Below are 25876 nucleotides of genomic sequence, written 5' to 3' on the forward strand. Positions count from 1 at the left end.
TCCTCCGCCAGAAAAGCAAAAAGCCGCTCACAGGGAGCGGCTATTTTTATATCGAGCTGACAGCGTCGATTAAACGTCGAGGTTGGCTACGCGCAGAGCGTTGGTCTCGATAAAGTCACGACGTGGCTCAACGGCATCACCCATCAGGGTGGAGAAGAGCTGGTCAGCGCCTACGGCGTCGTCGATGGTGACGCGCAGCATGCGGCGGGCTTCCGGATCCATGGTGGTTTCCCACAGCTGGTCCGGGTTCATCTCACCTAGCCCTTTATAGCGCTGGATGTAGATGCCGCGCTTGCCTTCGCCCATCAGCCACTCGACGGCTTCCACGAAGTTGGCAACCGGTTTGACCTTCTCGCCACGCTTGATGAAACCACCTTCCTCAATCAGGTTGGCGATCTCCTTGCCCAGCGAGACCAGCTGACGGTACTCGGAGGATTGCAGGAAGTCGTAGCTGAGCGGATATTCGCGATCGACACCGTGCTGACGTACCACGGCGTGCGGCACGTACAGGCTGCGCTCTTCGTCACGACGAACCTGGATCTGGTACTGGATACCGTGGTTGCTCTCGTTGAGCACGGCTTCCATACCCTGACACCAGGCCAGCAGATCACTCTCGCTGTTCAGCAGCGCTTCGTTCAACTCCGGCTGATAGATCAGCTGGGTCAGTACCGCTTCCGGCGCACGACGAGACATGCGGGTGATCAGGTGAGTCACCGAGCGGTGCTGGTTGACCAGGCGCTCCAATGCCTCGCCACCGATAGCCGGAGCAGACTCGTTGACGTGCAGGGTAGCACCGTCCAGCGCCATGGCGGTCTGGTACTGCAGCAGCGCGTCTTCGTCTTTCAGGTACTGCTCCTGCTTGCCCTTCTTCACTTTGTAGAGCGGCGGCTGGGCGATGTAGACGTAGCCACGTTCGATGATTTCCGGCATCTGACGATAGAAGAAGGTCAGCAGCAGGGTTCGGATGTGCGCACCATCGACGTCCGCATCGGTCATGATGATGATGTTGTGATAACGCAGCTTGTCCGGGTTGTACTCATCGCGACCGATACCGCAGCCCAGTGCGGTGATCAGGGTGCCCACCTCTTGCGAGGAGATCATCTTGTCGAAACGGGCCTTCTCTACGTTCAGGATTTTACCCTTGAGCGGCAGGATGGCCTGGTTTTTACGATTGCGACCCTGCTTGGCAGAACCGCCAGCAGAGTCCCCTTCCACTATGTAGAGTTCGGAGAGAGCCGGGTCTTTTTCCTGACAGTCAGCCAGCTTGCCGGGCAGACCGGCGATATCCAGCGCGCCTTTGCGGCGGGTCAGTTCGCGGGCTTTGCGGGCCGCTTCACGGGCACGGGCCGCATCGATGATCTTGTTGACCACGATCTTGGCATCGCCCGGGTTTTCCAGCAGGAAGTCGGCAAGCTTCTCACCCATCGCCTGTTCAACGGCGGTCTTCACTTCGGAAGAGACCAGCTTGTCCTTGGTCTGGGAGGAGAACTTGGGATCCGGCACCTTGACGGAGATAACGGCAATCAGACCTTCACGTACGTCGTCGCCACTGGCGGCAGACTTGGCCTTCTTGCTGTAGTCCTCTTTGTCCATATAGGAGTTCAGAGTACGGGTCAGCGCGGTACGGAAGCCAACGAGGTGAGTACCACCATCCCGCTGCGGGATGTTGTTGGTGAAGCAGTAGACCCCTTCCTGATAGGCGTCGTTCCACTGCATCGCCACTTCAACGCCGATACCATCCTGCTCGGTGGTGAAATGGAACACCTTCGGGTGGATCGGGGTCTTGTTCTGGTTCAGGTATTCAACGAATGCCTTGATGCCACCCTCGTAGCAGAAATGCGCCTCGCGGCCATCACGCTCGTCTTGCAGACGGATGGAGACACCGGAGTTGAGGAAGGAGAGCTCACGCAGGCGCTTGGCCAGGATCTCGTAGTGGAACAGGGTATCGCTGAAAATGGCAGGGCTCGGCCAGAAGCGAACTTCGGTACCGGTGCCGGTGCTGTCGCCAATCTGCTTGAGCGGCGCTTGTGGCTCACCCAGATGATAGGTCTGCTCGTAGACGTGACCGTTACGACGAATGGTCAGCAACAGCTTGTCAGAGAGGGCGTTAACGACGGAGACACCCACGCCGTGCAGGCCGCCGGATACCTTGTAGGAGTTGTCATCAAACTTACCGCCTGCGTGCAGCACGGTCATGATGACCTCTGCGGCGGAGCGGCCCTCCTCCTCGTGCATGTCTACCGGGATACCCCGGCCATTGTCACGCACAGAGACAGAACCGTCGGAATGGATCTTGACCAGAATATCGGAGCAGTAGCCAGCGAGCGCCTCGTCAATGGAGTTATCGACGACCTCGAACACCATGTGGTGCAGACCCGAGCCATCATCCGTATCGCCGATATACATCCCCGGGCGCTTGCGGACCGCATCCAGGCCCTTCAGCACCTTGATATTCGAGGAGTCGTAAGTATTTTCACTCATAGCTTACTCTCTGCCTTCTCTAACGTTTCGGAGATTTTACCCTGTTCCACGTGGAACAACTTGCAGTCATTCGCATCCATCATGTCTGCGAGCTGACCGGTGTCGATGGCGGTGATAAACACCTGGGACGCACACTGCTTTAGCCTTGCGGCCAGCAAGCGGCGCTTGTCGACATCCAGTTCAGAGGCAAAATCGTCAATTAAAAAAATACAGCCACGGCTGCTATGTTGATTCAAATAGAGCCCTTGGGCCAGTCGCATGGCGCAGACCAGCAACTTCAACTGACCCCGGGACAAAATATCCTGAGCGGGTACCCCGTTCGCCTTGAGGCGAACATCGGCTTTCTGTGGACCGACACCGGTATAGCCCAGCGCCCGATCCCGCTCAAACCCCGCCTCCAGCAGATCGCCGAGGGGAGTATCTTTCTCCCAGCCACGGTAAAAGCCGAGACTGATATCGAATTCCGGCAGAAAATCCGCCGTCATCTCCTTGATCAGGGGCGTAATGGCCTGACAATAACTGGCGCGAAACTCGGCCAGCTCACCCCCCAGCCGCACCAATTCCTGATCCCAGAACGCCAGCTGGCGGTACTGGGTGCTCTGGCGCAGCTGTGCATTGCGCTGTTTCAGCAGCCGCCGCACTCGCCCCCACAGGGCAAAGAAGGTCGGCTCCTGATGGAAAACGCCCCAATCGAGCCAGGCGCGGCGAGCCTGAGGCCCGCCCGTCAGCAGGTTGAAACCATCGGGATGGATCAACTGCACCGGCAACAGCTCCGCCAAATCGGCCAGCCGCTGGGCCTGCGCCCCGGCAATCTTGAGCTGGGTCTCGCCACTCTTGTCTTTGGCAAGACCGATCGGTACCTGACGCCCCTCCAGTTCGCACTGGGCAAACAGGGTAAAGGCCCGCTCCCCCTGGCGGATAACCCGCCCGGTCAAATGAGTGCGAAAGGAGCGCCCCAGACCAAGGTAGTGAATGGCTTCCAGCACGCTGGTCTTGCCGCTGCCATTGCACCCGACCAGAATGTTGAGGCCGGGCGACAGCTTGAGACTGGCTTGCTGGATATTGCGAAAGTCGCTGAGCTGGAGTTTGACCAGGGACACGACTAGATCCGCATCGGCATCACCACGTACTGAGCATCCTGATGTTCAAAATCCTCAATAATGGCACTGCTGATGGAATCGCTCAGGCTAATCCGAATTTGGTCACATTTTAACGTATTCAGCACGTCGAGCACATAAGAGACGTTAAAGCCGATCTCCATCTCGCCAGCGGCATATTGTACGTCAAGCAGCTCTTCGGCTTCTTCCTGTTCCGGGTTGTTGGCGGTGATGCGCAGCAGGTTTTCCTGCAGATTGAGACGCACCCCACGGAATTTCTCGTTGGAGAGGATGGCGGCGCGGGCAAACGCCTGACGCAGATCCTCACGGCCGGCGATCAGGGCCTTGTCGCTGTTGCGCGGAATGACGCGGCGCCAGTCCGGGAAGCGGCCATCCACCAGCTTGGAGGTGAAGATGAAGCCGTCCAGCGCAGCACGCAGGTTGCTGCGACCGATCTGCAGCCGCACCGGCTTGTCTTCCGCCTCCAGCAGACGCACCAGCTCCAGTACCCCTTTGCGTGGCAGGATAACCTGATGATCGGGCAGCGATTCCCCTACTACCTCGCGGCGGCAGGTGGCCAGACGGTGACCGTCGGTCGCCACGGTGCGCAGACCGTGACCTTCGCTCTCGAACAGCATGCCGTTCAGGTAGTAACGTACATCCTGGCTGGCCATGGAGAACTGGGTCGCATCGATCAGCTTCTTCAGCTCCAGCTGGCTGATATCGAACTCGAGCACGGATTCCCAATCCTCGATGTTCGGATACTCGGTTGCCGGCAGGGTCGAGAGGTTGAAGCGAGAACGACCGGACCGGATGATCAGGCGCTCACCTTCGGTATTGAGACGGATCTCGGCGCCTTCCGGCAGACCACGGCAGATATCCAGCAGCTTGCGCGCCGGTACTGTGGTGCGGCCATCTTCGCTGGCCCCGTTCAGATAGACCTGACCGATCATCTCTACTTCGAGATCGGTACCGGTCAGTGACAGCAGACCGTTGCTGACATCAAGCAGCACGTTGCCGAGGATCGGCAGGGTCGGTCGGCCGCCGAGGGCGCCGGACACCAGTTGCAGAGGACGTAACAGGGCCTCACGGCTAATTTCGAGCTGCATCTGTGCTCTCCGTTGTGATTAGGAGGAAAAGATTCGGATCAGGTTGGAATATTCGCGCTGCATCTGTCCACTCGATTCCGTTATCAGGAAGAAAGAGTACGGATCAGGTTGGAATAGTCCTCCTTGATGTCGTGACTCTCCTCCTTCAGCTGCTCGATCTTGCGGCAGGCATGAAGAACGGTAGTGTGGTCACGGCCACCAAAGGCATCACCTATCTCCGGCAAACTGTGGTTGGTCAGCTCCTTGGCCAAAGCCATCGCCAGCTGGCGCGGACGGGCAACGGAGCGGGAACGACGCTTGGAGAGCAGATCCGCCAGCTTGATCTTGTAGTACTCCGCCACCGTCTTCTGGATATTGTCGATGGTGACCAGCTTCTCCTGCAGTGCCAACAGGTCGCGCAGCGCTTCACGCACGAAATCGATGTTGATGGCACGGCCGGTGAAGTTGGCGTTGGCGATCACCCGGTTGAGGGCGCCTTCCAGTTCACGGACGTTGGATCGCAGACGTTTGGCAATGAAGAAGGCCACTTCGTCCGGCAGATGGATCTGGTTCTCGTCTGCCTTACGCATCAGGATCGCGACGCGGGTCTCCAGCTCAGGCGGCTCGATCGCCACGGTCAGGCCCCAGCCGAAGCGGGACTTGAGGCGATCCTCGACACCGTTGATCTCCTTCGGATAGCGATCCGAGGTCAGGATGATCTGCTGGTTACCTTCCAGCAAGGCATTGAAGGTATGGAAGAACTCCTCCTGGGAGCGCTCCTTGTTGGCGAAGAACTGGATGTCATCGATGAGCAGGGCATCGACGCTGCGGTAGTAACGCTTGAACTCTTCAATGGCGTTGTTTTGCAGCGCTTTCACCATGTCCTGAACAAACCGCTCGGAGTGCATATAGATGACTTTGGCATCTTTTTTACTCTCCTTGATGGCATTGCCAACGGCGTGCAGCAGGTGGGTTTTACCCAGGCCGGTGCCGCCATAGAGGAACAGCGGGTTGTAAGCACCACCCGGATTGTCCGCTACCTGACGGGCAGCCGCACGCGCCAACTGGTTGGACTTACCCTCGACGAAATTCTCGAAGGTATAGTTCACGTTGGTGTTGCTCTTGTGGTTCGGCTCGGGCTTGGCTTCAGCCTTGCTTTCCCAGCTCTTCTGCAAGTTATTCACAGGCGCGGCACCCTGTACCGGCGCTCTGGCGACAGCAACAGGATGGGGACGATTGCCTATATCAAAACGCAGGGCGGGGCCGTCGACCCCGCAGAGTTCGTTGATGATGCCGTTAACCCGGATGAGATACTTGTCTCGTACCCAGTCCAGAACAAAGCGATTCGGTGCATACAGGGTCAGAGTATTGTCACTCAACTCCGCTTGAAGCGGCCGGATCCACATGCTGAATTCTGCCGAGGGCAACTCATCTTGCAGCCGGTTAAGGCACTGCTGCCATAGCGAAGCAGTCACTCTAAACTCCTGTCGATTGATTAACTAAAGACCGGCTATTCTACGTTTTTAGCCGCCGGATCTCCAGCCATCGCCCGGTGGATCCAGCAAATAAGATCCTTGACTTTCAAGGATCCAGCGCCTTTGGATCGGATTTCATCCCCAAAGTTACCCACAGCTTGATCCACCGTCCTGATTGGTCGATCCCGTGCTTCTCTCCTGTTATTTCATATAACCAAATGTCATTTATTTTTTAAATTTTATTCCAATAACATCAGGGCCAAACCAGTTATTACAACTACAAATACAAGACATTGAGAGAGAGAAACACCATGAAAACATCCATCAAACTGATTTCCGGCGCAGCCATCCTGCTCGCCACCCTGTCCGGTCAGGCCATCGCCCAGGAGACCATCAAGGTCGGCATGTCCGGCAAATATTTCCCGTTCACTTTCGTCAAGCAGGACAAGCTGCAAGGCTTTGAAGTGGATATGTGGAACCAGATCGGCGAGCGCACCGGCTACAAGGTCGAATTCGTGACCGCCAGCTTCTCCGGCCTGTTCGGCATGCTGGAAACCGGCCGCATCGACACCATCTCCAACCAGATCACCATCACCGACGAGCGCAAGGCGAAGTACGACTTCTCCCAGCCTTACGTCTATGACGGCGCCCAGATTGTGGTACGCAAGGGCAACAGCACCATTCACGGTATCAAGGATCTGGAAGGCAAGAAGGTGGCCGTGAACCTGGGTTCCAACTTCGAAGAGCTGCTGCGCAAGAACGACCCGAACAAGAAGATCGACATCCGCACCTATGACTCCGCCTTCGAGCAGGATGTCGCCCTGGGTCGCATCGATGCCTTCGTGATGGACCGCGTCTCCACCGCCCAGCTGATCAAAGAGTCCAAGCTGCCGCTGCAACAGGCTGGCGCACCGTTCGAGACTATCGAGAACGCCCTGCCCTTCCTGAAGACCCCGGAGAAGCAGGCGCTGCTGAAGAAGGTCGATGAGGCTCTGACCGCCATGCGCAAGGATGGCTCCCTGCGTCAGATCTCCGAGAAATGGTTCGCTTCCGACATCACCGACAAATAAATGATGGAATTTGACCTCGAATACACGCTGGGGCTGTTTCCCATCCTGCTCAAATACCTGGGCACCACGATGGAAATGGCCCTGTGGGGATTCGTGCTGGCACTCGTACTCTCGCTGGCCCTGGCGATAGTACGGGTGTTTCGCGTCCCTGCGATTCACTGGCTGGCGATGCTCTATATCTCGTTCTTTCGGGGTACACCGCTACTCGTTCAGCTGTTCCTGCTCTACTACGGACTGCCGCAACTGTTCCCGATCTTCGTGGGAATGGATGCCTTTACCGCCGCCATCGTCGGTCTGACCCTGCACTTCGCCGCCTACATGGCCGAGTCGATCCGCGCAGCCATCCTCGGCATTCACAAAAGCCAGATGGAAGCGGCGCTCAGTATCGGCATGAGCCGTTATCAGGCGATGCAGCGGATCATCCTGCCGCAGGCGGCACGTATCGCCACCCCGTCACTGATGAACTACTTCATCGATATGATCAAGAGCACCTCGCTGGCCTTCACCCTGGGGGTGGCCGAGATCATGGGCAAGGCGCAGATGGAAGCCTCCTCCTCCTTCAAGTTCTTCGAGAGCTTTATGGCGGTGGCGCTGATCTACTGGGTAGTGGTGATCTTCTTTACCCGCTTGCAGCATCTGCTGGAAATTCGTCTCAACCGTGCCTATTAAAGGAGGGCTCTCATGATCAAGCTAACCGGCCTCTCCAAGGCATATCACGGCAATCAGGTGCTCAACGGCATCGATCTGGAGGTCAAAAAGGGGGAAATTGTCGTCATCATCGGCCCCTCCGGCACCGGCAAGTCGACCCTGTTGCGCTGCCTGAACCTGCTGGAGACCCCGGATGCGGGCACCCTTGCCATCGACGATCTCGAGCTGAATCTGGCCAAGGCCAGCGAACAGCAGGCGATCGAGCTGCGCAAACGGGCCTCCTTCGTGTTCCAGAACTACGCCCTTTTTGCCAACAAAACAGCGCTCGACAACATCGCCGAAGGGCTGATCACCGTCTGGAAGCAGCCAAAAGCGGAGGCCCGTGCCACAGCGCTCGGCATCCTCAAGGACATTGGTCTCGCCGACAAGCAGGATGCCTATCCGGCGTCTCTCTCCGGCGGCCAGCAACAACGGGTCGGCATTGGCCGCGCCATGGCGGCCCACTCCAAGGTGATCCTGTTTGACGAGCCCACCTCGGCCCTCGATCCCGAGTGGGTCGACGAGGTTTTGGGACTGATGAAAGAGTTGGCCCGCCAGCACCAGACCATGGTGGTGGTGACTCATGAGATTGAATTTGCTCGTGATGTTGCCGATCGGGTGATCTTCATGGAAGGAGGGCGGATCGTCGAGCAGGGCCCGCCGGATCAGATATTGGTCGATCCCAAGGATCCCCGTACCCGGGAGTTCTTGCGGAAAGTCCTTAAATAGCTCTCTCTTTGGCGGCCTGGCCGCCTTTTTTATTGAGGGATCCCTTGTTTAACCCCGGGTTGCCAGTATAATCCGGAGCCCTTGATCCTCTGGATCCTCACGCTCGGCAGTGGCCTTTTCAAGACCATGGCAGGATGAGAGGGAACGGCGGATTGACTAAAAGCCGAACTCTGTTTAGAATTCGGCCTCTTTTGCTAGTCGTCACACGCTATAGCTGGCGCGTCGGCTAAGTGTGACAATCAAAACTGTACAGAAATACGGAATCGAATCATGAAACGTACTTTTCAACCGTCCAACCTGAAGCGCAAGCGCTCTCACGGTTTCCGCGCCCGCATGGCAACTGCCAACGGTCGTAAAGTTCTGGCCGCTCGTCGTGCCAAGGGTCGTGCCCGTCTGGTAGTTTAATGCCTACCCAGCACACCTTCTCTCGGGAGTTACGTCTGTTAACTCCCGAACACTTCAAACGCGTTTTCGCCGAGCCTGTCCGGGCTGCTTCCCCGCAAATTACGCTTCTCGCCTGCCCCAATTCACTCGAACACTCTCGTCTTGGTCTCGCTGTGCCCAAAAAAGCACTCAAGCGTGCCGTCTGGCGTAACCGTGTCAAACGGGTGGTCCGGGAAAGTTTCCGCCTCAAACAACATCAGCTGCCTGCTATCGACATCGTGGTGATCGCCAAGGCCGGTGTGAAAGAGATGGATAACGAGGAACTGTTCAAGTTACTGGAAAAGCTATGGCGCACTCTGTCACGCCGTTGCAATGGGTAGCTATCAAACTGATACGCCTGTATCAGCTAATCATTAGCCCTCTGCTCGGGCCGCGCTGCCGTTTTACTCCAACTTGTTCCCAATTTGCGATAGAAGCCATCCGACTTCACGGTTTCATAAAAGGCGTTTGGTTAGCTAGCAAACGTCTATTAAAATGCCATCCCTTATCCGAGGGTGGTTATGACCCGGTTCCGCAACCAAAGCGAAGAAACTGAAGACTATGGAATCACAACGCAATCTACTCCTGATCGGTTTGCTGTTCGTGAGCTTTCTGCTCTGGCAACAGTGGGAGTCCGACAAGGCTCCGAAGCCGGCCCCGACTACCGTGGCCCAAACCGAACATTTCGTACCTGAAGCCGGTCAGACCGGTGATATTCCTCAGGTTTCCGAGCAAGCCAACGCGACTGCCGCACGCAAGCTGATCACTGTCTCTTCTGACGTGCTCAAGCTGACCCTGGATACCCAGGGTGGTGACGTCGTGTCTGCCGAACTGCTGTCTCACAAACTGGAAGAGGGCAAGGACCAACCGTTCGTGCTGCTGACCAGCCAGCCAGAGCACCTCTATATCGCCCAGAGCGGTCTGGTGGGTCGCAACGGTCCGGACAGTCAGGCCGAAGGTCGTCCTACCTATGAAGCCGCCCAGACCAGCTATCAGCTGGCCGATGGTCAGGATCAAGTCGTCGTTCCGATGACCTGGACCGACAGCAAGGGCGTGGTCTTCACCAAGGAGTTCATCCTCAAGCGTGGCGACTATGCCGTTGGCGTTGATTACAAGATCGACAACAAATCTGCCGAGCCGGTTCAGGTGCAGTTCTATGGTCAGCTGAAGCAGACCGTAGCAACGCCGAAGGATCAGGAAGGTCATGCCATGGTAGCCAGCGCTTACCGTGGTGGTGCCTTCTCCACTGAAGATACCCGCTACAAGAAGTACACCTTCGACGAGATGAAGGATGCCGACCTGAACAAGACCACCAAGGGTGGTTGGGTCGCCATGCTGCAACACTACTTCGTCTCTGCCTGGGCACCGAATGCCGACGATACCAACAGCTTCTACAGCCGTGTGATCCCTGGTAAAGGCCAGGCCATCATCGGTTACAAGGCGCCGCTGGTTGACGTGGCTGCCGGCCAACAGGCCGAAGTGACCAGCAAGCTGTGGGTTGGTCCCAAGCTGCAAGACCAGATGGCCAAGGTGGCTAACCACCTCGACCTGACCGTCGACTACGGCTGGCTTTGGTTCATCGCCCAACCGCTGCACTGGCTGCTGACCGTGTTCCACGGTTTCGTCCAGAACTGGGGTCTGGCCATCATCATGCTGACCCTGCTGGTACGCGGCATCATGTTCCCGCTGACCAAGGCCCAGTACACCTCCATGGCCAAGATGCGCATGCTGCAACCCAAGATTGCGGCCCTGCGCGAGCGCTTCGGCGATGACCGCCAGAAGATGTCTCAGGGCATGATGGAGCTGTACAAGAAGGAGAAGGTCAACCCGCTGGGTGGCTGCCTGCCGATCCTGGTTCAGATGCCGATCTTCATCGCCCTTTACTGGGCACTGATGGAGTCCGTTGAACTGCGTCACGCGCCGTTTGCCCTGTGGATCACTGACCTGTCAGTGAAGGACCCCTTCTTCGTGCTGCCAATCCTCATGGGTGCCTCCATGTGGTATCTGCAGAAGATGAGCCCGACCACCGTAACCGACCCGATGCAGCAGAAAGTGATGCAGTTCATGCCGATCATCTTCACTTTCATGTTCCTCTGGTTCCCGGCTGGCCTGACTCTCTACTGGCTGGTGAGCAACGTCATCTCCATCATCCAGCAGACCATCATCTATCGTCAGCTGGAGAAGAAAGGACTGCATTCACGCAGCTAATCTTCCCGTGATGACAAAAGAGGCGGCCTTCGGGCCGCCTTTTTTATTACAATGTCCCCCACTACGTTTTCCTATCAGCGAACAAACGAGCCAAGCAAGATGACAACAGATACGATCGTGGCCCAGGCCACCGCGCCAGGCCGTGGTGGCGTCGGCATAGTCCGGGTCTCCGGCCCCGCCGCCGAACAGGTCGCCGGGATAGTGCTCGGCAAGCTCCCGCGGGTGCGCTACGCCGAATATCTGCCGTTCAAGGATGAGCAAGGCCAGGTACTGGATCAGGGCATCGCCCTGCTGTTCAAAGCCCCCAACAGCTTCACCGGCGAGGATGTGCTGGAGCTGCAGGGCCACGGCGGCCCCGTCATCATGGACATGCTGATCCGCCGCATTCTGAAAATCGATGGCATCCGCCCTGCCCGCCCCGGCGAGTTCAGCGAGCGCGCCTTCATCAACGACAAGCTGGATCTGGCCCAGGCCGAAGCTATCGCTGACCTTATCGAAGCCTCCAGCGAACAGGCCGCCCGCAGCGCCATGCACTCCCTGCAGGGGCAGTTCTCCAGCAAAATCCAGCAACTGGTGGAGAGCCTGATCCGGCTGCGCATCTATGTGGAAGCGGCCATCGACTTCCCGGACGAGGAGATCGACTTCCTCTCCGATGGCAAGGTGGCGGGCGACCTCTACGCCATCATGTCCGAGCTGGACGACGTGCGTGGTGAAGCCAAGCAGGGCGCTCTGCTACGGGAAGGGATGAAGGTGGTGATCGCCGGTCGTCCCAACGCCGGCAAATCGAGCCTGCTAAATGCCCTGGCGGGCCGTGAGTCGGCCATCGTCACCGAGATTGCCGGTACCACCCGCGACGTGCTGCGCGAGCATATCCATCTCGATGGCATGCCGCTGCACATCATCGACACCGCCGGTCTGCGCGACACTCAGGACAAGGTGGAGCAGATCGGTATCGAACGCGCCTGGGCCGAGATTGAACAGGCCGATCGGGTGCTGTTTATGGTGGATGGCACCACCACAGATGCGGTTGACCCGCGGGAGATCTGGCCGGAATTTGTTGATCGGTTGCCAAAAAACATCGGCCTCACCGTCATTCGCAACAAGGCCGACCTGACCGGCGAGGATCTGGCACCGAGCCAGGAGCAGGGCCACGCCGTCTACCGCATCTCCGCCAAAACCGAGCTGGGGCTGCCCGCCCTGCGCGAGCACCTGAAAGCCTGCATGGGCTTCCAGGGCAACACCGAAGGGGGCTTTATGGCCCGCCGCCGCCATCTGGATGCGCTGGAGCGCGCCGCCGAGCGCCTGCTGGTGGCCAAAGAACAGCTGGAAGTGTTCGTGGCTGGCGAGCTGGTGGCCGAAGAGCTGCGCCTGGCACAGGAGTCCCTCTCCGAGATCACCGGTGAATTCAGCTCCGACGATCTGCTGGGCCGTATCTTCTCCAGCTTCTGCATCGGCAAGTAACTCTCCGCACAGCAGGCAACAAAAAGCCCGGGTTCATCCCGGGCTTTTTGTTGTGCGTTTTTTGTCCGCAAACCTAGAGGCGGCGCAGGCACCACATGAAGTAAGCGCCCCCTAACAGGGTGGAGACCAGACCGACCGGCACCTCCTGCGGGAAAAGGACCTGCTGGCCGACCCAGTCAGCCGACACCATCAACAGGGCACCGGAGGCGGCGGCCCCAAGCAGGTGCCAGCGTGCCCGCACCAACCCCATCAGCTTGGCCATATGTGGCGCCAACAGACCGACGAACGAGAGCGGCCCGACCACCAGGGTGGCACTGGCGGTGAGCCCGGCCACCAGCAGCAGGATGGCAAGCTGGGCGCGGTTGAGGCGAATGCCCAGCGCGGTCGCTACAGCACTTCCCATCGGCAGCAGATCGAGCCAACGGCTCACCAGCAGGCAGCCGGCCAGCATCAACAGCGCCAGCCCCACCAGCCCATAGGCCACCGGCAGAGTGACGTAATAGGTGGAGCCGGACATCCAAGAGAGTAGTTGCTGCACCCGCATGTCACCGTTGGCCAGCGCGATAGCCTGCAGCGGCTCAAACAGTGCAGTGATGGCAATACCTGAGAGCAGGATCCGCTCCGGCTGGAAGCCGTGTTTGCGATTGACCACTACCAGCAACAACAGGCAGCCGAAGGCGCCGAGCAGGCCACCGGCCAGCATCAACGGCAGGGGCAACGCGGGCAGCAACAGCGCCGTGGCTATCACCCCCATAAAGGTGCCGCCGCTCACCCCCAGCAGCTCCGGACTCGCCATAGGATTGTTGCTGACCCGCTGCAACAGGGTGCCCGCCAGCGCCAGCAACACGCCAGCAGATCCCGCCGCCAGAGTGCGCGGCAACCGCCACTCCAGTTGAGCCTGCCAGCGGAGCCAGCTTGGCCAACTCCAGCCCGTCATTCCCTGACCCAACAGCAGGGTGGCGACCATGGCCAACAGCAGCCCGACCAGCAACAGGCCAATAAGGCGAGCCGGTGCCGAATGGCGAGCCACCAGCAGGCCGGCGTTTGACTTAGGCGCACCCGACTTGATGCCCAGGCGCGGGATCAGCCAAAGCAGTAGCGGCGCGCCCAGCAGAGAGGTCATGGCGCCGGTGGGGATCAAGACCGGCCAGAAGCGACTCAGACTCTGCAACAGCAGATCAGTCGCCGCCAGCAGCAGGGCGCCGAGGATCGGTGCCCAAAGCAGCCGCTGGCCGAGCTGGCGGATCCCGAGCAGCCGCACCATGGCGGGCGCCGCCAACCCGATAAAGCCGATCAGCCCCACCACGCTCACCACGCAAGCGGTGACAAACACCGCCAGCCCAAGTCCGGCAAAACGCAGATGCTGAAGGGAGAGCCCCAGACTACGGGCGCTGGCATCATCCAGCTCCAGCACCGCCAGCGGGCGTACCAGCACAACGGCCAGCACCGCAGCTGCCAGCAGGCGGGGTAACAGGTAACTCACCCCGCTCCAGCTGTTCTGCACTAGCGAGCCACTGCCCCACACCAGCAAACCTTTCAGCTCCTCCTGAAAGAACAGCAAGAGCCCCATGCTGATGGCCGCCAGATAGAGGTTGATCACCAGCCCGGCAAAGACGATGACCACCGGATTGAGCTGGCGACGCCAGGCCAAGGCAAACACCAGTGCCATAGCAAGGCTGCCACCGGCCATGGCGATCCACTCCCGCCCCAACAGCAACCAGGAGGGGGCAAACAGGGTCACCATCATCAACGCCAGTTGGGCACCGGAGGCCACCCCCAAGGTGGTCGGTGACGCGAGCGGGTTGCGCAGCACCTGCTGCATCAGGGTGCCCGCCAGCCCGAGCGCCGCCCCGGCCAGCAGGGTGACCGCCAAGCGGGGCAGCCAGCTGAAATGCACCACTGCTTGGCTGACGTCATTCAGATTGGGGGCGAAGAGGCTCTGCCACCAGAGCGCACCGGGCAGCTGGCGAGCCAGCTCCCAATACGCGAGCAAGAGGGTCAACCCCAGCAGGATCGAGACCGGCCGCAGCAGCGGCGATGTGAGCAGTCGCTTCATCGGCTCGCCTCCATACGCTCGGCATCTTGCAGCAATGCATCGCTGAGCAGACCGGCGAAACGGCGGGCTGCAAGTACGCCGCCAAAACTCCAGACCGCAGGCAGATGCAGCACGGGCGCCTGCCGTACCAGCGGCAGATGCTGCCACAGCCCAGGCTCCTGCAGCCGTTCGCTCACCCCTACCGGGATGGGATCGACCACCACCAGCCGCGCGGTTGGCAAGGTCATAAACTGCTCGATGCTGACCACCGAAAAACCCCAGTCATTGGTCTGCTCCTGCCAGCCATTACGCAGCCCGAGCCGCGTCATCACCGCATCGAACAGGCTGTGGCGACCAAACACTCGCACATGGCGCTCATCGATAAACTGAACCACCAGCAGGGGCGGCAGATCCGCAGGCAATCCGGCCTTAATACTGGCCAGTTCCTGATCCAGCTCGGCCAGCAGCCGTTCGCCCTCGGCGGTTTTGCCCACCATACGGGCGAGGGTCAGGGTCACCTCGTGCAGCCGCAGCCACAGATCGGTTTGCCCATCATAGAGGGCAATGGTGCTCACCGGCGCGATGCGGGAAAGAGTTGGTGCCAGCGGAGCCGCCAGCGGCGAGATGAGTATGCGATCGGGTTTGAGCTCCGCCAGCAGCTCACGGTTGGGCTGGGTGCGCAGGCCGATATCCACCACCTCGGCGGGTAGCCGTGGCTCGCCGACCCATGCCTGATAGGGGCCTGCATCCCCCACCGCCAGCGGCGTCACCCCGAGCGCCAGCAGGGTCTCGGCTATGGTCCAGTCGACGGTAGCGATACGGGGTAGCGGCGCAGAGGCGATCGGGGATGTGTCGGCCTGCGCCGCTAGTGGCAGCAGCAGGCTAATAAGGCAGGGAGCCATCTTCTTCAATAAACGGTTCAAGAGAGCCCCCCGGTCAGACGATGGCGATGGGATGAGCATGGGCCGGGTGGCGAATGACCTCCATCGGAATGCCATAGATGGCGTTCAGGGTCTCGCTGGTCATGAGCCCCTCAGGTTCGCCGTGGGTAAGCAGGCGGCCGGAGTGAAGCGCCACCAGCCGATCGCAAAAGCGGGAGGCCATATTGATGTCGTGAATGACGATGATGACCCCGAGGTTGAGCTGACGGCTCAACTGCTTGACGAGCGTCAGCACCTCCACCTGATGGGCCACATCCAGCGCGGCCAGCGGCTCGTCCAACAGGATGAAGCGGCTCTCTTGGGCCAGCAGCATCGCCAGCCAGACCCGCCCCCGCTCGCCGCCGGAGAGGGTATCCACCAGCCGATCGGCAAAACGTTCGGTATGAGTCAGAGCGATGGCACGCTCGACTTGACGGTGATCCTCCGCCCCCATCCGGCCCAACAGGCCGCGCCAGGGATAGCGGCCCATCTCCACCAGCTCCCGCCCGAGCAGATTCTCGGCGCTCGGCAGATGCTGGGGCAGATAGGCCACCTGACGGGCAAACTCCCGGTTGCCCCAGTCGGGCAGCGGCTTGCCATCGAACAGGATCTCGCCGTCGCTGAGGGGTTGCTGGCGTGCCAGCAGCTTGAGCAGGGTCGATTTGCCCGACCCATTGTGGCCGATGAGGCCATAGACCTGTCCCTGCTCGAAACGCAGGTCGGTGGGGTGCAGCAGCGTGCGGTCATTGACCGTGAAGCTGGCTGATTTCATCTCGAACATAAGCAATTCCTGTGCTGGCTTGCCGCCAGTCTCATCGGTGCCGGCATCAAGCCGGCACCTCGCAATCCAGGTGGGCAATCGCATCACGGCTCACTGCGGCGCGGCGCGCCCCGGTCAGTTCGGTGAGCTGGCCCTGACGCATCTCCAGCAGGCGATCGGCCAGCGGGAAATAGTGATCATCGTGACTGATGGCAATCACCGTCTTGCCCATCTCCTTGAGGCGAGGCAACAGCACCTGATAGAAGATGCGGCGGAACTGGGGATCCTGATCCGCAGCCCACTCGTCAAACAGCATCACCTCGCGCTGCTCGGCCAGCGCCAGCAGCAGGGCGACCCGCTTGCGCTGCCCTTGGGAGAGATCGATATCGGCGATAAAGCCATCCTCGATGGTGAGCTTGCTGCCCATCTGCAACCGCTCCGTCCACTCGGCCACCAGCTCATCCTTGGGTTCCGGCCCCAGCAGGTGCTGGAACAGGTGATAGTCGGTGAAGATGGCGGAGAAGAGCGCCAGATAGCCGTTGCGATCGGTGATCGGCTCACCATCCAGCAGGATCCGGCCCGATACCGGCTGATAAAGGCCGGTCAGCAGCATGGCCAGCGTCGACTTGCCGGAGCCATTGCCGCCGATGATGAAGATCTGCTCCCCCTTTTCGATGACCAGATCGATGGGGCCAACGGCAAAGCCGCCCTCCCCCTGATAGTGAAAGCTCACCTGCTCCAGCTCGATATGCTGCCAGGGGCGGATGGCGGGCGGCAGCGGGAAGTCCGCATCCGGCTCGGCCAGATTGAGGGCGGCGATCTTGTCGAACGCCACCTGAGCGGCAAGCAGGGTCGGCAGGGCGCCAATCCCCTGCAACAGCGGGGTGCGCAGGAACAGCAGGGTCAGGGCGAAGGTGGCGGCCACATTGGTGTTGGCCCAGCCAAGGCCGTTGGCCAGAAAGAAGACCAGACCGATGGCCCCCAGCATCATGATATTCGACCAGTTCACCGCGCTCAGGTGATAGGTGTCGGCGCGAATGATCTGCTGGCGGTAGTCACGGGCATTTTGCTCATAGAGCTGGTGGTAAACGAAGTGAGCCCGCTCGCGGTTGAGCGCCAGCTCCTTGCTGCCGGCGATGATGGCCTGATAGTTCTGATAGAGCCGATCTTCGGCCTGACGCATGTGGGAGAGATGGCGATAAACACGGTTCACCAGCAGCCAGCCCACCACCATGGTGACGGTGACCCAGAGCGCGGTCACCCCGAGCAGGGCCGGAGAGAGCCAGCCGAGATAGAGGGCAGAACCCAGCGTGAGCACCAGCCCCTGCACCAGCTCAGGCAGGCGCACGAAGGCGATGGTGATCTGGCCGATATCGCTGGAGAGGGAGGCCAGCAGCGGCCCCTGACCAATCTGGCGGATGCGGGCGACATCGGTATCCAGCAACTGCTTGAGCAGACGGCCGCGCAACCGGTAGACAAAATGGTGACCGAGAGTGGTCAGGGCCAGCTGAGCTCCGAGTGTGACCACCAGCAGCAACACAATCAGGCCGACCAGCTGACCGAGGATCGGCAGCGGATCACCTATAGATTCGATTAGAGACTGATTGATAAAAGCAATGACGCCAATCCCGCTGACGGCACTGAGCAGACTGAGCAGGGTAATGGCGATGAAGGGCCAACGATATTGGCGATAAACCAGAGACAAGAGTTCCATAACGGACCGGTATTCCAGAGAGATCAGAACAACTGCGGGTGAAAAGAAGGGCGGGAATCCGGTTCCCGCCCGACTTCGATTACCAGCGGTAGTTGATGCTGCCCACTACGCTGCGCGGCTCGCCGTAGTAGCAGTAGTAGTCACAACTGGCCACGTAGGTTTCACCCAGCAGGTTGTTGACGTTGAGCTGGGCACGCCAGTTCTTGGCAAAGTCATACCCGATCATCGCATCCCAGACGGTATGGGCCGGCACCTCGGCAGAGCCGTAGATGGGGGTGTAGTCCGCATTCACGGCGCCAATACCCACGCTGGAACCGATATAACGTACACCGGTACCCAGCTCCAGACCCGAAGCCACCCCTTGCTGCACCTTGTAGTTACCCCAGAAGGAGGTCTGGTGGCGCGGGATAAGGCTGGCACGGCGATCGCCACTGCCGGTGTCGTTGGTTTTGGCATCTGTGTAGGTATAAGCAGCTGTCAGACGCAGCGCATCGGTCACCTGCACGCTCCCTTCCAGCTCAATCCCCTGAGAGGTCACTTCACCCGCCTGGGTCTGCTGGCCGGAACCGGTAGAGACCAGCGAGTTGGTCTGGGCCAGATCGAACAGCGCCAGATTGATGTAACCGTCGAGGAAGGCAGGCGCATACTTCACGCCGGTCTCGTAGAGCTTGCCCTTGAGCGGCTTGTAGGAACTCTTGGTGTTGGGATCGATCCCCGGCAGCACCTCGAACGACTCGGCATAGGCAAAGTAGGGAGAGAGGCCGTTGTCAGCCAGATACATCAGGCTGCCCGAGAGGGATAGCTCGTGATCGTACTGGCGCTCGTCCTTGCTGGTATTGGTGTTGTGGGTCTCCACATAGTCGTAACGGCCACCGGCAGTCAGCAACCAGCGATCGTCCCAGCGGATCTGGTGCTGGGCATAGAGACCGCTCTGGCCCTTGCTGCTCTTCTGGTGAGTGGCGGTCGACTCGTCAAAACCGGGGAAGCCGCTGTAATCCGGGTTCATGGTATTGATGGAGCCCATACCGTAGTTGTCGGCCTCGACCCCTTCATTGACATGACGCTGCAGATCAACCCCCAGCAACAAGGTCTGCTCGGTGCTGTCGGTGTTCCAGTAGCCCACCATCTGGTTGTCCATGGTGGCACTCTTGGTATTGCCATCGCGGTAAACCAGGCCACGACTGGCGGTTGTGCCTTCATAGGTCGGGAAGATATAGGTCTGGCGCAGCAGCAGATCGTTGTAGTTGAAGCGGACGTTCTGCTTGAACTCCCAGGTCTGGTTGAGCTGGTGGGCCAGCTCGTAACCGGTGGAGATCTGGGTATTGCGGTTGCGATCGTAATCCGGCTGGCTCAGGTTGGTAGAGGGATCAATCTGGCCACCTGATGTATTCAGGGTGCCATAGACCGGGAAGAAGCCGTTGGTCGGGACCCCTTCGTCGTGCAGGAAGCTGGCCAGCAGGGTCAGGCTGGTACGATCCGAAAGATCGAAGGTGACGCTCGGCGCCAGATAAACCCGATCGTTGTAGGTGCCGGTAAGCACACCATCACGCTCTTTATAAAGAGCAACCATGCGGTAGCGGCTGTTGTCGGAGAGCGCGTCAGAGACATCCACCCCGACCTGACGATGATCCCGGCTGCCAAGCTGCAGATCTACTTGCCCTTGCGGCGTGGCGGTCGGTCGCTTGCTGATGGCATTGATCACCCCGCCCGGAGGCGCCTCACCGTAAAGGATCGAGGCTGGCCCCTTCAGCACTTCCACACTCTCCAGACCGAACGGTTCCGGCGTCCAGACGTAGTAGCCGGTGCCAAACAACCGGTTGCCATCCAGATAAGAGGCGGCATCGAAGCCACGCACCTTGAACCAGTCGGTGTTGTTGTCTGAGCCATAGAGGCCGGTCAATACGCCGGAACGGTAGCGAATCGCTTCATCCAGCTGCAACACGGCGTGCTGATCCAGCTCCTCGCGATTAACCACGGAGACGGCGCGAGGGGTCTCGGCCATCGGCACTTCCACCTTCATGGCCGTACCGGTCACCACCATGGTTTCGCTGGCTTTGGGCAGCTCACCGGTGGTTTGTTCGGCCATCAGCGGCAGGGAGACGAGCAAACCGGAGAGCGAAAGCACGCCGAAGGCGCCCTTCTTGCCGGGTCCTGTTGTGTATTTTTGCGCAATCATATTAAAGTCTCGTTTATCAATGAGTTATGTTGTTTTAATTGTTATTTGTGGTCGTTTGTCACGACATCACCCTGTTCCATGGGCGAATAAAGCAGCGCAATCCTACTACAGGAGCCGTGATCGAATCGATTCAATAATTGCTAATCATTTGCATCTACATTGTTATCTAGCTGCATCGTTGGCAGGATTTCGCGGGAGATGGGAGCCATCAGGAGATCTATTAGCGGAGAAGAAAATGGAGAGGAATATAAAGAAGCAGAAAAAAGATCGGCAGGATGGATCCGGTGACATTATCTGACTGGATCCATTATCCCCAAGCTTTATCCATATTTATCCACACCCTTTGGCGGTAGAATCCGGCTTTCCGTTTCTTTGTCTGAAATCAGGATCCATTCCATGGCCAAACTCAATCTCGTCGTCGGCTCCATGCTGGGCGCCGCCGAATATGTCGCAGACCACGTCGCCAACCTGCTGGAACAGGCTGGCCACCAGACCCGGATCCACAACCCGGCCAAGCTGGCAGAGGTGCTGGATGATGCGGGATCCATCCTGCTGGTGGTCACTTCCACCCATGGTGCCGGGGATGTGCCCGACAACCTGCAACCCTTCGCCAAGGATCTTGCCGAGCAGCATCCGGATCTTAATTCATTGAAATATGGCGTGATCGCCCTTGGTGACAGCAGTTATGACACCTTTTGCCAGGGTGGCAAGACGCTGGATCGGCTGCTGGCCGAGTGCGGAGCCAGCCGGATTGGCGAGCGACTCGACATCGATGTGACCCAACACGAGATCCCCGAAGATGCCGCAGAAGTGTGGATCCGCGACTGGATGACGATGATCGCCTGATCAGCGTGCGGGAGATCCTGAAAAAAAGCTTGATCTCCCCACTTATCCCCAGATCGACTATCCACCATGTTATTAACAGATTGATCCGGGGGAGTTGTTCTACAAGGTTACCCACAACGCCCAGGGGTAATGTGCATAACTACGGTGTAAAGCTCTGCAAAACCTATAGTTATCCATGTATTAGATCCAGACCGACAGACATCTGTGTATAAAACTCCTGGTTATCCCCTCGTTCACCGGGCCAGGATCCAAGCTTTTCCACAAGCTAGGATCGTCCTTAAATTAATGATCTTTATGATCAAAAAGTGCTTATCAACAGAAAGGGCGGATCCTAATAAGAGATCCAGTAAAAGATCGATCTAAAGATCCTTAAGATCTAATTAGTGGATCCTCCCTTCATACTGAACGTTAAGTAGACGTTCCCCTCAGGACGCGAAACAGATAGAATGTTCCGCCCTTTAGCCCAGGCAAATAAAGATCTTCAGGCGTGCAGATCAAGGTGATCCCAATGCAATACCATGAACAATTTGATGTGATCGTCGTCGGTGGCGGTCATGCCGGAACCGAAGCAGCAACAGCGGCAGCCCGTATGGGCATGAACACCCTGTTGCTGACCCACAATATCGATACGCTGGGACACATGTCCTGTAATCCGGCGATCGGCGGGATCGGCAAGGGACACCTGGTCAGGGAAGTTGACGCACTCGGCGGGATCATGGCGCGTGCCATCGATCTTGGTGGGATCCAGTTCCGCACCCTCAACTCCTCCAAGGGCCCGGCAGTACGAGCCACTCGTGCCCAGGCGGATCGCCTGCTCTACAAGGCTGTCGTTCGCCAGATGCTGGAGAACTACCCGAACCTGAAGATCTTCCAGCAGGCTTGTGACGATCTGATCATGGATGGGGATCGTGTTGCCGGTGTGGTCACCCAGAGCGGGATCCGCATCAGCGGCAAAACTGTGGTGCTGACGGTCGGTACCTTCCTGAACGGGTTGATCCACATAGGGATGGAAAACTACAAGGGCGGCCGTGCCGGGGATCCTCCCTCGATCGCCCTGGCCCAGCGCCTGCGCGAACTGCCGCTGCGCATCGATCGTCTCAAGACGGGCACCCCGCCGCGCATCGATGCTCGCAGCGTCGATTTCTCCGTCATGCAGGAACAGCACGGCGACGATCCGCGTCCGGTCTTCTCGTTTATCGGCAATGCCAGCCAGCATCCCCGTCAGGTGCCTTGCTACGTCACCCACACCAACGAGCGTACCCACGAGGTGATCCGCAATAACCTGGATCGCAGCCCCATGTACGCCGGGGTGATCGAGGGGATCGGCCCGCGCTACTGCCCGTCGATCGAAGACAAGATCACCCGTTTCGCCGACAAGACGGCGCACCAGATCTTCGTCGAGCCGGAAGGCCTGACCACCCACGAACTCTATCCGAACGGGATCTCCACCAGCCTGCCGTTTGACGTGCAGGTGCAGATCGTCCGTTCCGTGCGCGGCTTCGAGAACGCCCACATCACTCGCCCGGGTTATGCCATCGAGTACGATTTCTTCGATCCGCGGGATCTCAAGGCCAACATGGAGAGCAAGTGCATTCCAAACCTGTTCTTCGCTGGCCAGATCAACGGCACGACCGGTTACGAAGAGGCGGCGGCACAAGGCCTGATGGCCGGTCTGAACGCGGCCTTGCGTGCCCAGGACAAGGATCCCTGGAACCCGCGTCGGGATCAGGCCTACATGGGCGTGATGATGGACGATCTCTCCACCCTGGGGACCCGCGAGCCTTACCGCATGTTCACCAGCCGCGCCGAATATCGCCTGCTGCTGCGGGAAGACAACGCCGATATCCGCCTGACTGCCATCGGTCGCGAACTGGGTCTGGTGGATGACGAGCGCTGGAGCAAATTCAACGCCAAGATGGAACAGGTCGAGCTGGAGCGTCAGCGCATGCGTTCAACCTGGATCCACCCGCAACATCCGTCACTGGAGGCAGTCAATTCCCTGGTCAACACCCCGCTGACCCGCGAACAGAGTCTGGAAGAGCTGCTGCGTCGCCCCGAGGTGACCTATGATGCGCTGATGGCCATCGAAGGGGTCGGCCCTTCCGTGACCGATCCTGCCGCGGCCGAACAGGTTGAGATCCAGATCAAGTACGCCGGTTACATCGAGCGTCAGCACGATGAAGTGGAGAAGCAGCTGCGCAACGAGAACACCTTGCTGCCGCTGGATCTGGACTATCGCGATGTGAATGGCCTCTCCAACGAGGTGAAAGCCAAGCTGAACGATGCCAAACCGCAGACCATTGGTCAGGCTTCCCGCATCTCCGGCATCACCCCGGCGGCCATCTCCATCCTGCTGGTTCACCTGAAAAAACACGGCCTGCTGCGTAAAACCGCCTGAGGATTCTTACCGTTGGAAAATATGCTGGAAAGATTGAACGGCCTGCTCAAGCAGGCCGAAATTGTTATCACCGATACCCAAAAGAGCCAACTGGTGCAGTTGGTCGAGTTGCTGCACAAGTGGAACAAGGCTTACAATCTCACCTCGGTGCGAGATCCGGACGCCATGCTGGTCAAGCATATCCTCGATAGCCTGGTGGTAAGCCCCCACTTGCACGGTGAGCGCTTCATCGACGTGGGGACAGGACCCGGCCTGCCGGGATTGCCGCTGGCCATCATCAATCCGGACAAGCAATTCGTCCTGCTCGACAGTCTGGGCAAGCGGATCAACTTCATCCGTCAGGTAGTCCTGGAGCTGGGTCTGACCAATGTGACGCCGGTCAAATCCCGGGTTGAAGAGTATCAACCCGAGGTGGGATTTGATGGTGTACTGAGTCGGGCATTTGCCTCGCTGGAAGACATGCTGAGCTGGTGTCACCACCTGCCGTCAGAACAGGGCAGTTTCCTGGCGCTCAAGGGACAATATCCCGAGCAGGAGCTGGCCCAGTTGCCTGCCAATATCCGTCTGGTAGCCTGTCATGAGTTGCGGGTGCCGGAGCTGGAAGGCGAACGTCATCTGCTGGAATTCAAACATATCCAGCCCGAATAGGGTCGCAGTTTCATTTAGGGGATCGTGTGGGAAAAGTCATCGCCATAGCCAACCAGAAGGGTGGAGTGGGTAAAACCACCACCTGTGTGAATCTGGCCGCCTCCATGGCTGCCACCCGGCGCAAGGTGCTGGTGATCGATCTGGATCCGCAGGGCAATGCCACCATGGGCAGCGGTGTCGACAAGTATGACGTCGAGCGCACCGCCTATGAGTTGCTGATCGAGGATGCCCCCATCAGCGAAGTGATCATCCCCGAAACTACCGGGGGTTATCACCTGATCGCCGCCAATGCTGACGTGACCGCGGCCGAAATCCGTCTGATGGAATTTTTCGCCCGCGAAATCCGCCTGCGCAATGCGCTGGCTTCGGTGCGGGACAAATACGACTACGTCTTCATCGACTGCCCGCCCTCTCTCAACATGCTGACCGTGAACGCCATGGCCGCCGCCGACTCCGTGTTGGTGCCCATGCAGTGCGAATATTACGCGCTGGAGGGGCTCACCGCCCTGGTCGACACCATCAGCAAGCTGGCCGCCGTGGTCAATCCGGAGCTCAAGATCGAAGGGGTGCTGCGCACCATGTTCGATCACCGCAACCGGCTGGCCAATGATGTGTCCGATCAGCTAAAACAGCACTTTGGCGACAAAGTCTACCGCACCATCATTCCCCGCAACGTTAGACTGGCTGAGGCCCCGAGTTTCGGTGCCCCGGCCATGCACTATGACAAATCATCGGTGGGCGCCAAGGCCTACCTGGCACTGGCTGGCGAGATCCTGCGCCGCCAGGAGCAGGAACGTCAGGCGACCATCGCAGACCGAGAGAGCATATGACTCCGAAAAAACGTGGACTGGGCAAGGGGCTGGATGCCCTGCTCAGTACCAGCACGGCTGCCCGCCAGAAACAGGTGATGAGCGATCAACGTACTGAAGAGGCCATGGCCCCCACCAATCAGGGTGAGCTGCGCAAGCTGCCGGTGGAGTGGTTGCAGTCCGGCAAGTACCAGCCCCGCAAGGACATGTCCCAGGATGCACTGGAAGAGCTTGCCAACTCCATCCGCGCCCAAGGGGTGATCCAGCCCATCGTGGTACGCCCTCTCGGCGAACAATCCTTCGAAATCATTGCCGGTGAGCGGCGCTGGCGCGCGTCCCAGCTGGCGCGGCTCGAGGTGGTGCCCTGCATTGTCAAGGATGTACCCGACGAGGCTGCCGTCGCCATCGCGCTGATTGAGAATATTCAGCGGGAAGACCTTAATGCCATCGAAGAGGCGGTCGCTTTACAAAGACTGCTGACCGAATTCGAACTCACCCACCAGCAGGTGGCCGAGGCGGTGGGCAAGTCCCGCACCACGGTGACCAACCTGTTGCGTCTCAACCAGCTCAACGACGACGTGAAGCGTTTCGTCGAGCATGGCGACCTCGACATGGGCCATGCCCGTGCCCTGCTGGCCCTGAGCGGCCAGGCCCAGTCTGAACTGGCCAAGCTAGTTGCCCAGAAAGGGCTGACCGTACGCGATACCGAGAAGCTGGTGCAAAAAGCGCTCGAACCAGCAAAAGCCAGGGTCGAACCGGCCCGTGATCCGCAGATCGGCTACCTGGAGCGCCAACTGGCAGAAAAAATTGGCAATCAGGTGCAACTTCAGCCTGGCAAGCGGGATAGCGGG

Annotated in this window: 22 protein-coding genes; 13 read left to right on the top strand and 9 right to left on the bottom strand. The window is 59.1% G+C overall.

Annotated elements, in window-relative coordinates:
* Nucleotides 1-69 precede the first annotated feature (69 nt).
* The 4 genes from gyrB to dnaA all read right to left on the bottom strand — a co-directional run bounded on the left by gyrB (nt 70) and on the right by dnaA (nt 6141).
* Nucleotides 70-2481, bottom strand: coding sequence for a DNA topoisomerase (ATP-hydrolyzing) subunit B (gene gyrB / locus AB5Y82_RS09190; protein ID WP_111900874.1), 2412 nt, complete (start codon nt 2479-2481; stop codon nt 70-72).
* Nucleotides 2478-3581, bottom strand: coding sequence for a DNA replication/repair protein RecF (gene recF, locus AB5Y82_RS09195; RefSeq protein WP_159142771.1), 1104 nt, complete (start codon nt 3579-3581; stop codon nt 2478-2480). Before recF ends, gyrB begins: the two co-directional genes overlap by 4 nt.
* Before the next feature lie 2 nt (nt 3582-3583).
* Entirely contained in the window at nt 3584-4687 is a 1104-nt protein-coding gene (gene dnaN, locus AB5Y82_RS09200) for a DNA polymerase III subunit beta (protein ID WP_005339306.1), read from the bottom strand.
* 83 nt (nt 4688-4770) lie between these two features.
* On the bottom strand, nt 4771-6141 hold the full coding sequence (dnaA, locus tag AB5Y82_RS09205) for a chromosomal replication initiator protein DnaA (protein WP_005339307.1): 1371 nt from the start codon (nt 6139-6141) through the stop codon (nt 4771-4773).
* 311 nt (nt 6142-6452) lie between these two features.
* Between dnaA and AB5Y82_RS09210 the strand changes: the two genes are divergently transcribed.
* From AB5Y82_RS09210 to mnmE, 8 genes are all read left to right on the top strand, one after another.
* Nucleotides 6453-7211, top strand: coding sequence for an amino acid ABC transporter substrate-binding protein (locus tag AB5Y82_RS09210; protein WP_005339308.1), 759 nt, complete (start codon nt 6453-6455; stop codon nt 7209-7211).
* Nucleotides 7212-7880 (top strand): amino acid ABC transporter permease, encoded by a 669-nt coding sequence (locus tag AB5Y82_RS09215; RefSeq protein ID WP_013724235.1) that lies wholly within the window; start codon nt 7212-7214, stop codon nt 7878-7880.
* A 12-nt stretch (nt 7881-7892) separates the two neighbouring features.
* The gene (locus tag AB5Y82_RS09220; protein ID WP_005339311.1) at nt 7893-8627 is read left to right on the top strand and encodes an amino acid ABC transporter ATP-binding protein; all 735 of its coding nucleotides are present in this window, start codon (nt 7893-7895) and stop codon (nt 8625-8627) included.
* Between the two features lie 270 nt (nt 8628-8897).
* Nucleotides 8898-9032 (top strand): 50S ribosomal protein L34, encoded by a 135-nt coding sequence (gene rpmH, locus AB5Y82_RS09225; RefSeq protein WP_005307156.1) that lies wholly within the window; start codon nt 8898-8900, stop codon nt 9030-9032.
* The gene (gene rnpA, locus AB5Y82_RS09230; protein ID WP_005339313.1) at nt 9032-9391 is read left to right on the top strand and encodes a ribonuclease P protein component; all 360 of its coding nucleotides are present in this window, start codon (nt 9032-9034) and stop codon (nt 9389-9391) included. Before rpmH ends, rnpA begins: the two co-directional genes overlap by 1 nt.
* Nucleotides 9358-9606, top strand: a complete 249-nt coding sequence (gene yidD / locus AB5Y82_RS09235; protein ID WP_010672280.1) for a membrane protein insertion efficiency factor YidD — start codon at nt 9358-9360, stop codon at nt 9604-9606. Before rnpA ends, yidD begins: the two co-directional genes overlap by 34 nt.
* A gap of 5 nt (nt 9607-9611) precedes the next feature.
* On the top strand, nt 9612-11258 hold the full coding sequence (yidC, locus tag AB5Y82_RS09240) for a membrane protein insertase YidC (protein ID WP_111900872.1): 1647 nt from the start codon (nt 9612-9614) through the stop codon (nt 11256-11258).
* A gap of 99 nt (nt 11259-11357) precedes the next feature.
* Nucleotides 11358-12719 carry a tRNA uridine-5-carboxymethylaminomethyl(34) synthesis GTPase MnmE gene (gene mnmE / locus AB5Y82_RS09245; protein WP_019445516.1) on the top strand — a complete coding sequence of 454 codons (1362 nt, stop codon included), beginning with the start codon at nt 11358-11360 and terminating at the stop codon, nt 12717-12719.
* 73 nt (nt 12720-12792) lie between these two features.
* On the opposite strand, the gene fhuB is transcribed toward mnmE, so the two are convergent.
* The 5 genes from fhuB to AB5Y82_RS09270 all read right to left on the bottom strand — a co-directional run bounded on the left by fhuB (nt 12793) and on the right by AB5Y82_RS09270 (nt 20324).
* On the bottom strand, nt 12793-14775 hold the full coding sequence (gene fhuB, locus AB5Y82_RS09250) for a Fe(3+)-hydroxamate ABC transporter permease FhuB (RefSeq protein WP_111900871.1): 1983 nt from the start codon (nt 14773-14775) through the stop codon (nt 12793-12795).
* Nucleotides 14772-15656 carry an ABC transporter substrate-binding protein gene (locus tag AB5Y82_RS09255; protein WP_111900870.1) on the bottom strand — a complete coding sequence of 295 codons (885 nt, stop codon included), beginning with the start codon at nt 15654-15656 and terminating at the stop codon, nt 14772-14774. The genes fhuB and AB5Y82_RS09255 overlap by 4 nt, the downstream gene beginning before the upstream one ends.
* Nucleotides 15657-15690: 34 nt before the next feature.
* Entirely contained in the window at nt 15691-16455 is a 765-nt protein-coding gene (locus tag AB5Y82_RS09260; protein WP_111900869.1) for an ATP-binding cassette domain-containing protein, read from the bottom strand.
* 46 nt (nt 16456-16501) lie between these two features.
* Nucleotides 16502-18148, bottom strand: coding sequence for a multidrug ABC transporter permease/ATP-binding protein (locus tag AB5Y82_RS09265; protein WP_111900868.1), 1647 nt, complete (start codon nt 18146-18148; stop codon nt 16502-16504).
* A 79-nt stretch (nt 18149-18227) separates the two neighbouring features.
* A complete protein-coding gene (locus tag AB5Y82_RS09270; protein ID WP_368173893.1) occupies nt 18228-20324 on the bottom strand; it encodes a TonB-dependent siderophore receptor in 2097 nt (698 codons plus the stop codon).
* 396 nt (nt 20325-20720) lie between these two features.
* On the opposite strand from AB5Y82_RS09270, the gene mioC reads away from it, so the two are divergent.
* The 5 genes from mioC to AB5Y82_RS09295 form a co-directional block, all read left to right on the top strand.
* Entirely contained in the window at nt 20721-21170 is a 450-nt protein-coding gene (gene mioC, locus AB5Y82_RS09275) for an FMN-binding protein MioC (RefSeq protein ID WP_033138545.1), read from the top strand.
* A 508-nt stretch (nt 21171-21678) separates the two neighbouring features.
* On the top strand, nt 21679-23568 hold the full coding sequence (gene mnmG / locus AB5Y82_RS09280; RefSeq protein ID WP_031227634.1) for a tRNA uridine-5-carboxymethylaminomethyl(34) synthesis enzyme MnmG: 1890 nt from the start codon (nt 21679-21681) through the stop codon (nt 23566-23568).
* Between the two features lie 21 nt (nt 23569-23589).
* Nucleotides 23590-24216: a 16S rRNA (guanine(527)-N(7))-methyltransferase RsmG gene (rsmG, locus tag AB5Y82_RS09285; protein ID WP_088868104.1), complete on the top strand. Its 627-nt coding sequence runs from the start codon at nt 23590-23592 to the stop codon at nt 24214-24216.
* Between the two features lie 26 nt (nt 24217-24242).
* Complete coding sequence (locus AB5Y82_RS09290) at nt 24243-25046, top strand: ParA family protein (RefSeq protein ID WP_005357226.1); 804 nt, start codon at nt 24243-24245, stop codon at nt 25044-25046.
* Nucleotides 25043-25876 (top strand): ParB/RepB/Spo0J family partition protein (locus AB5Y82_RS09295; protein WP_368173894.1); only part of this gene is annotated, 834 nt, incomplete at its 3' end. The genes AB5Y82_RS09290 and AB5Y82_RS09295, both read left to right, overlap by 4 nt.

Source organism: Aeromonas sp. s13, assembly GCF_040907905.1.
GTDB classification, from domain to species: Bacteria; Pseudomonadota; Gammaproteobacteria; order Enterobacterales; family Aeromonadaceae; genus Aeromonas; species Aeromonas veronii.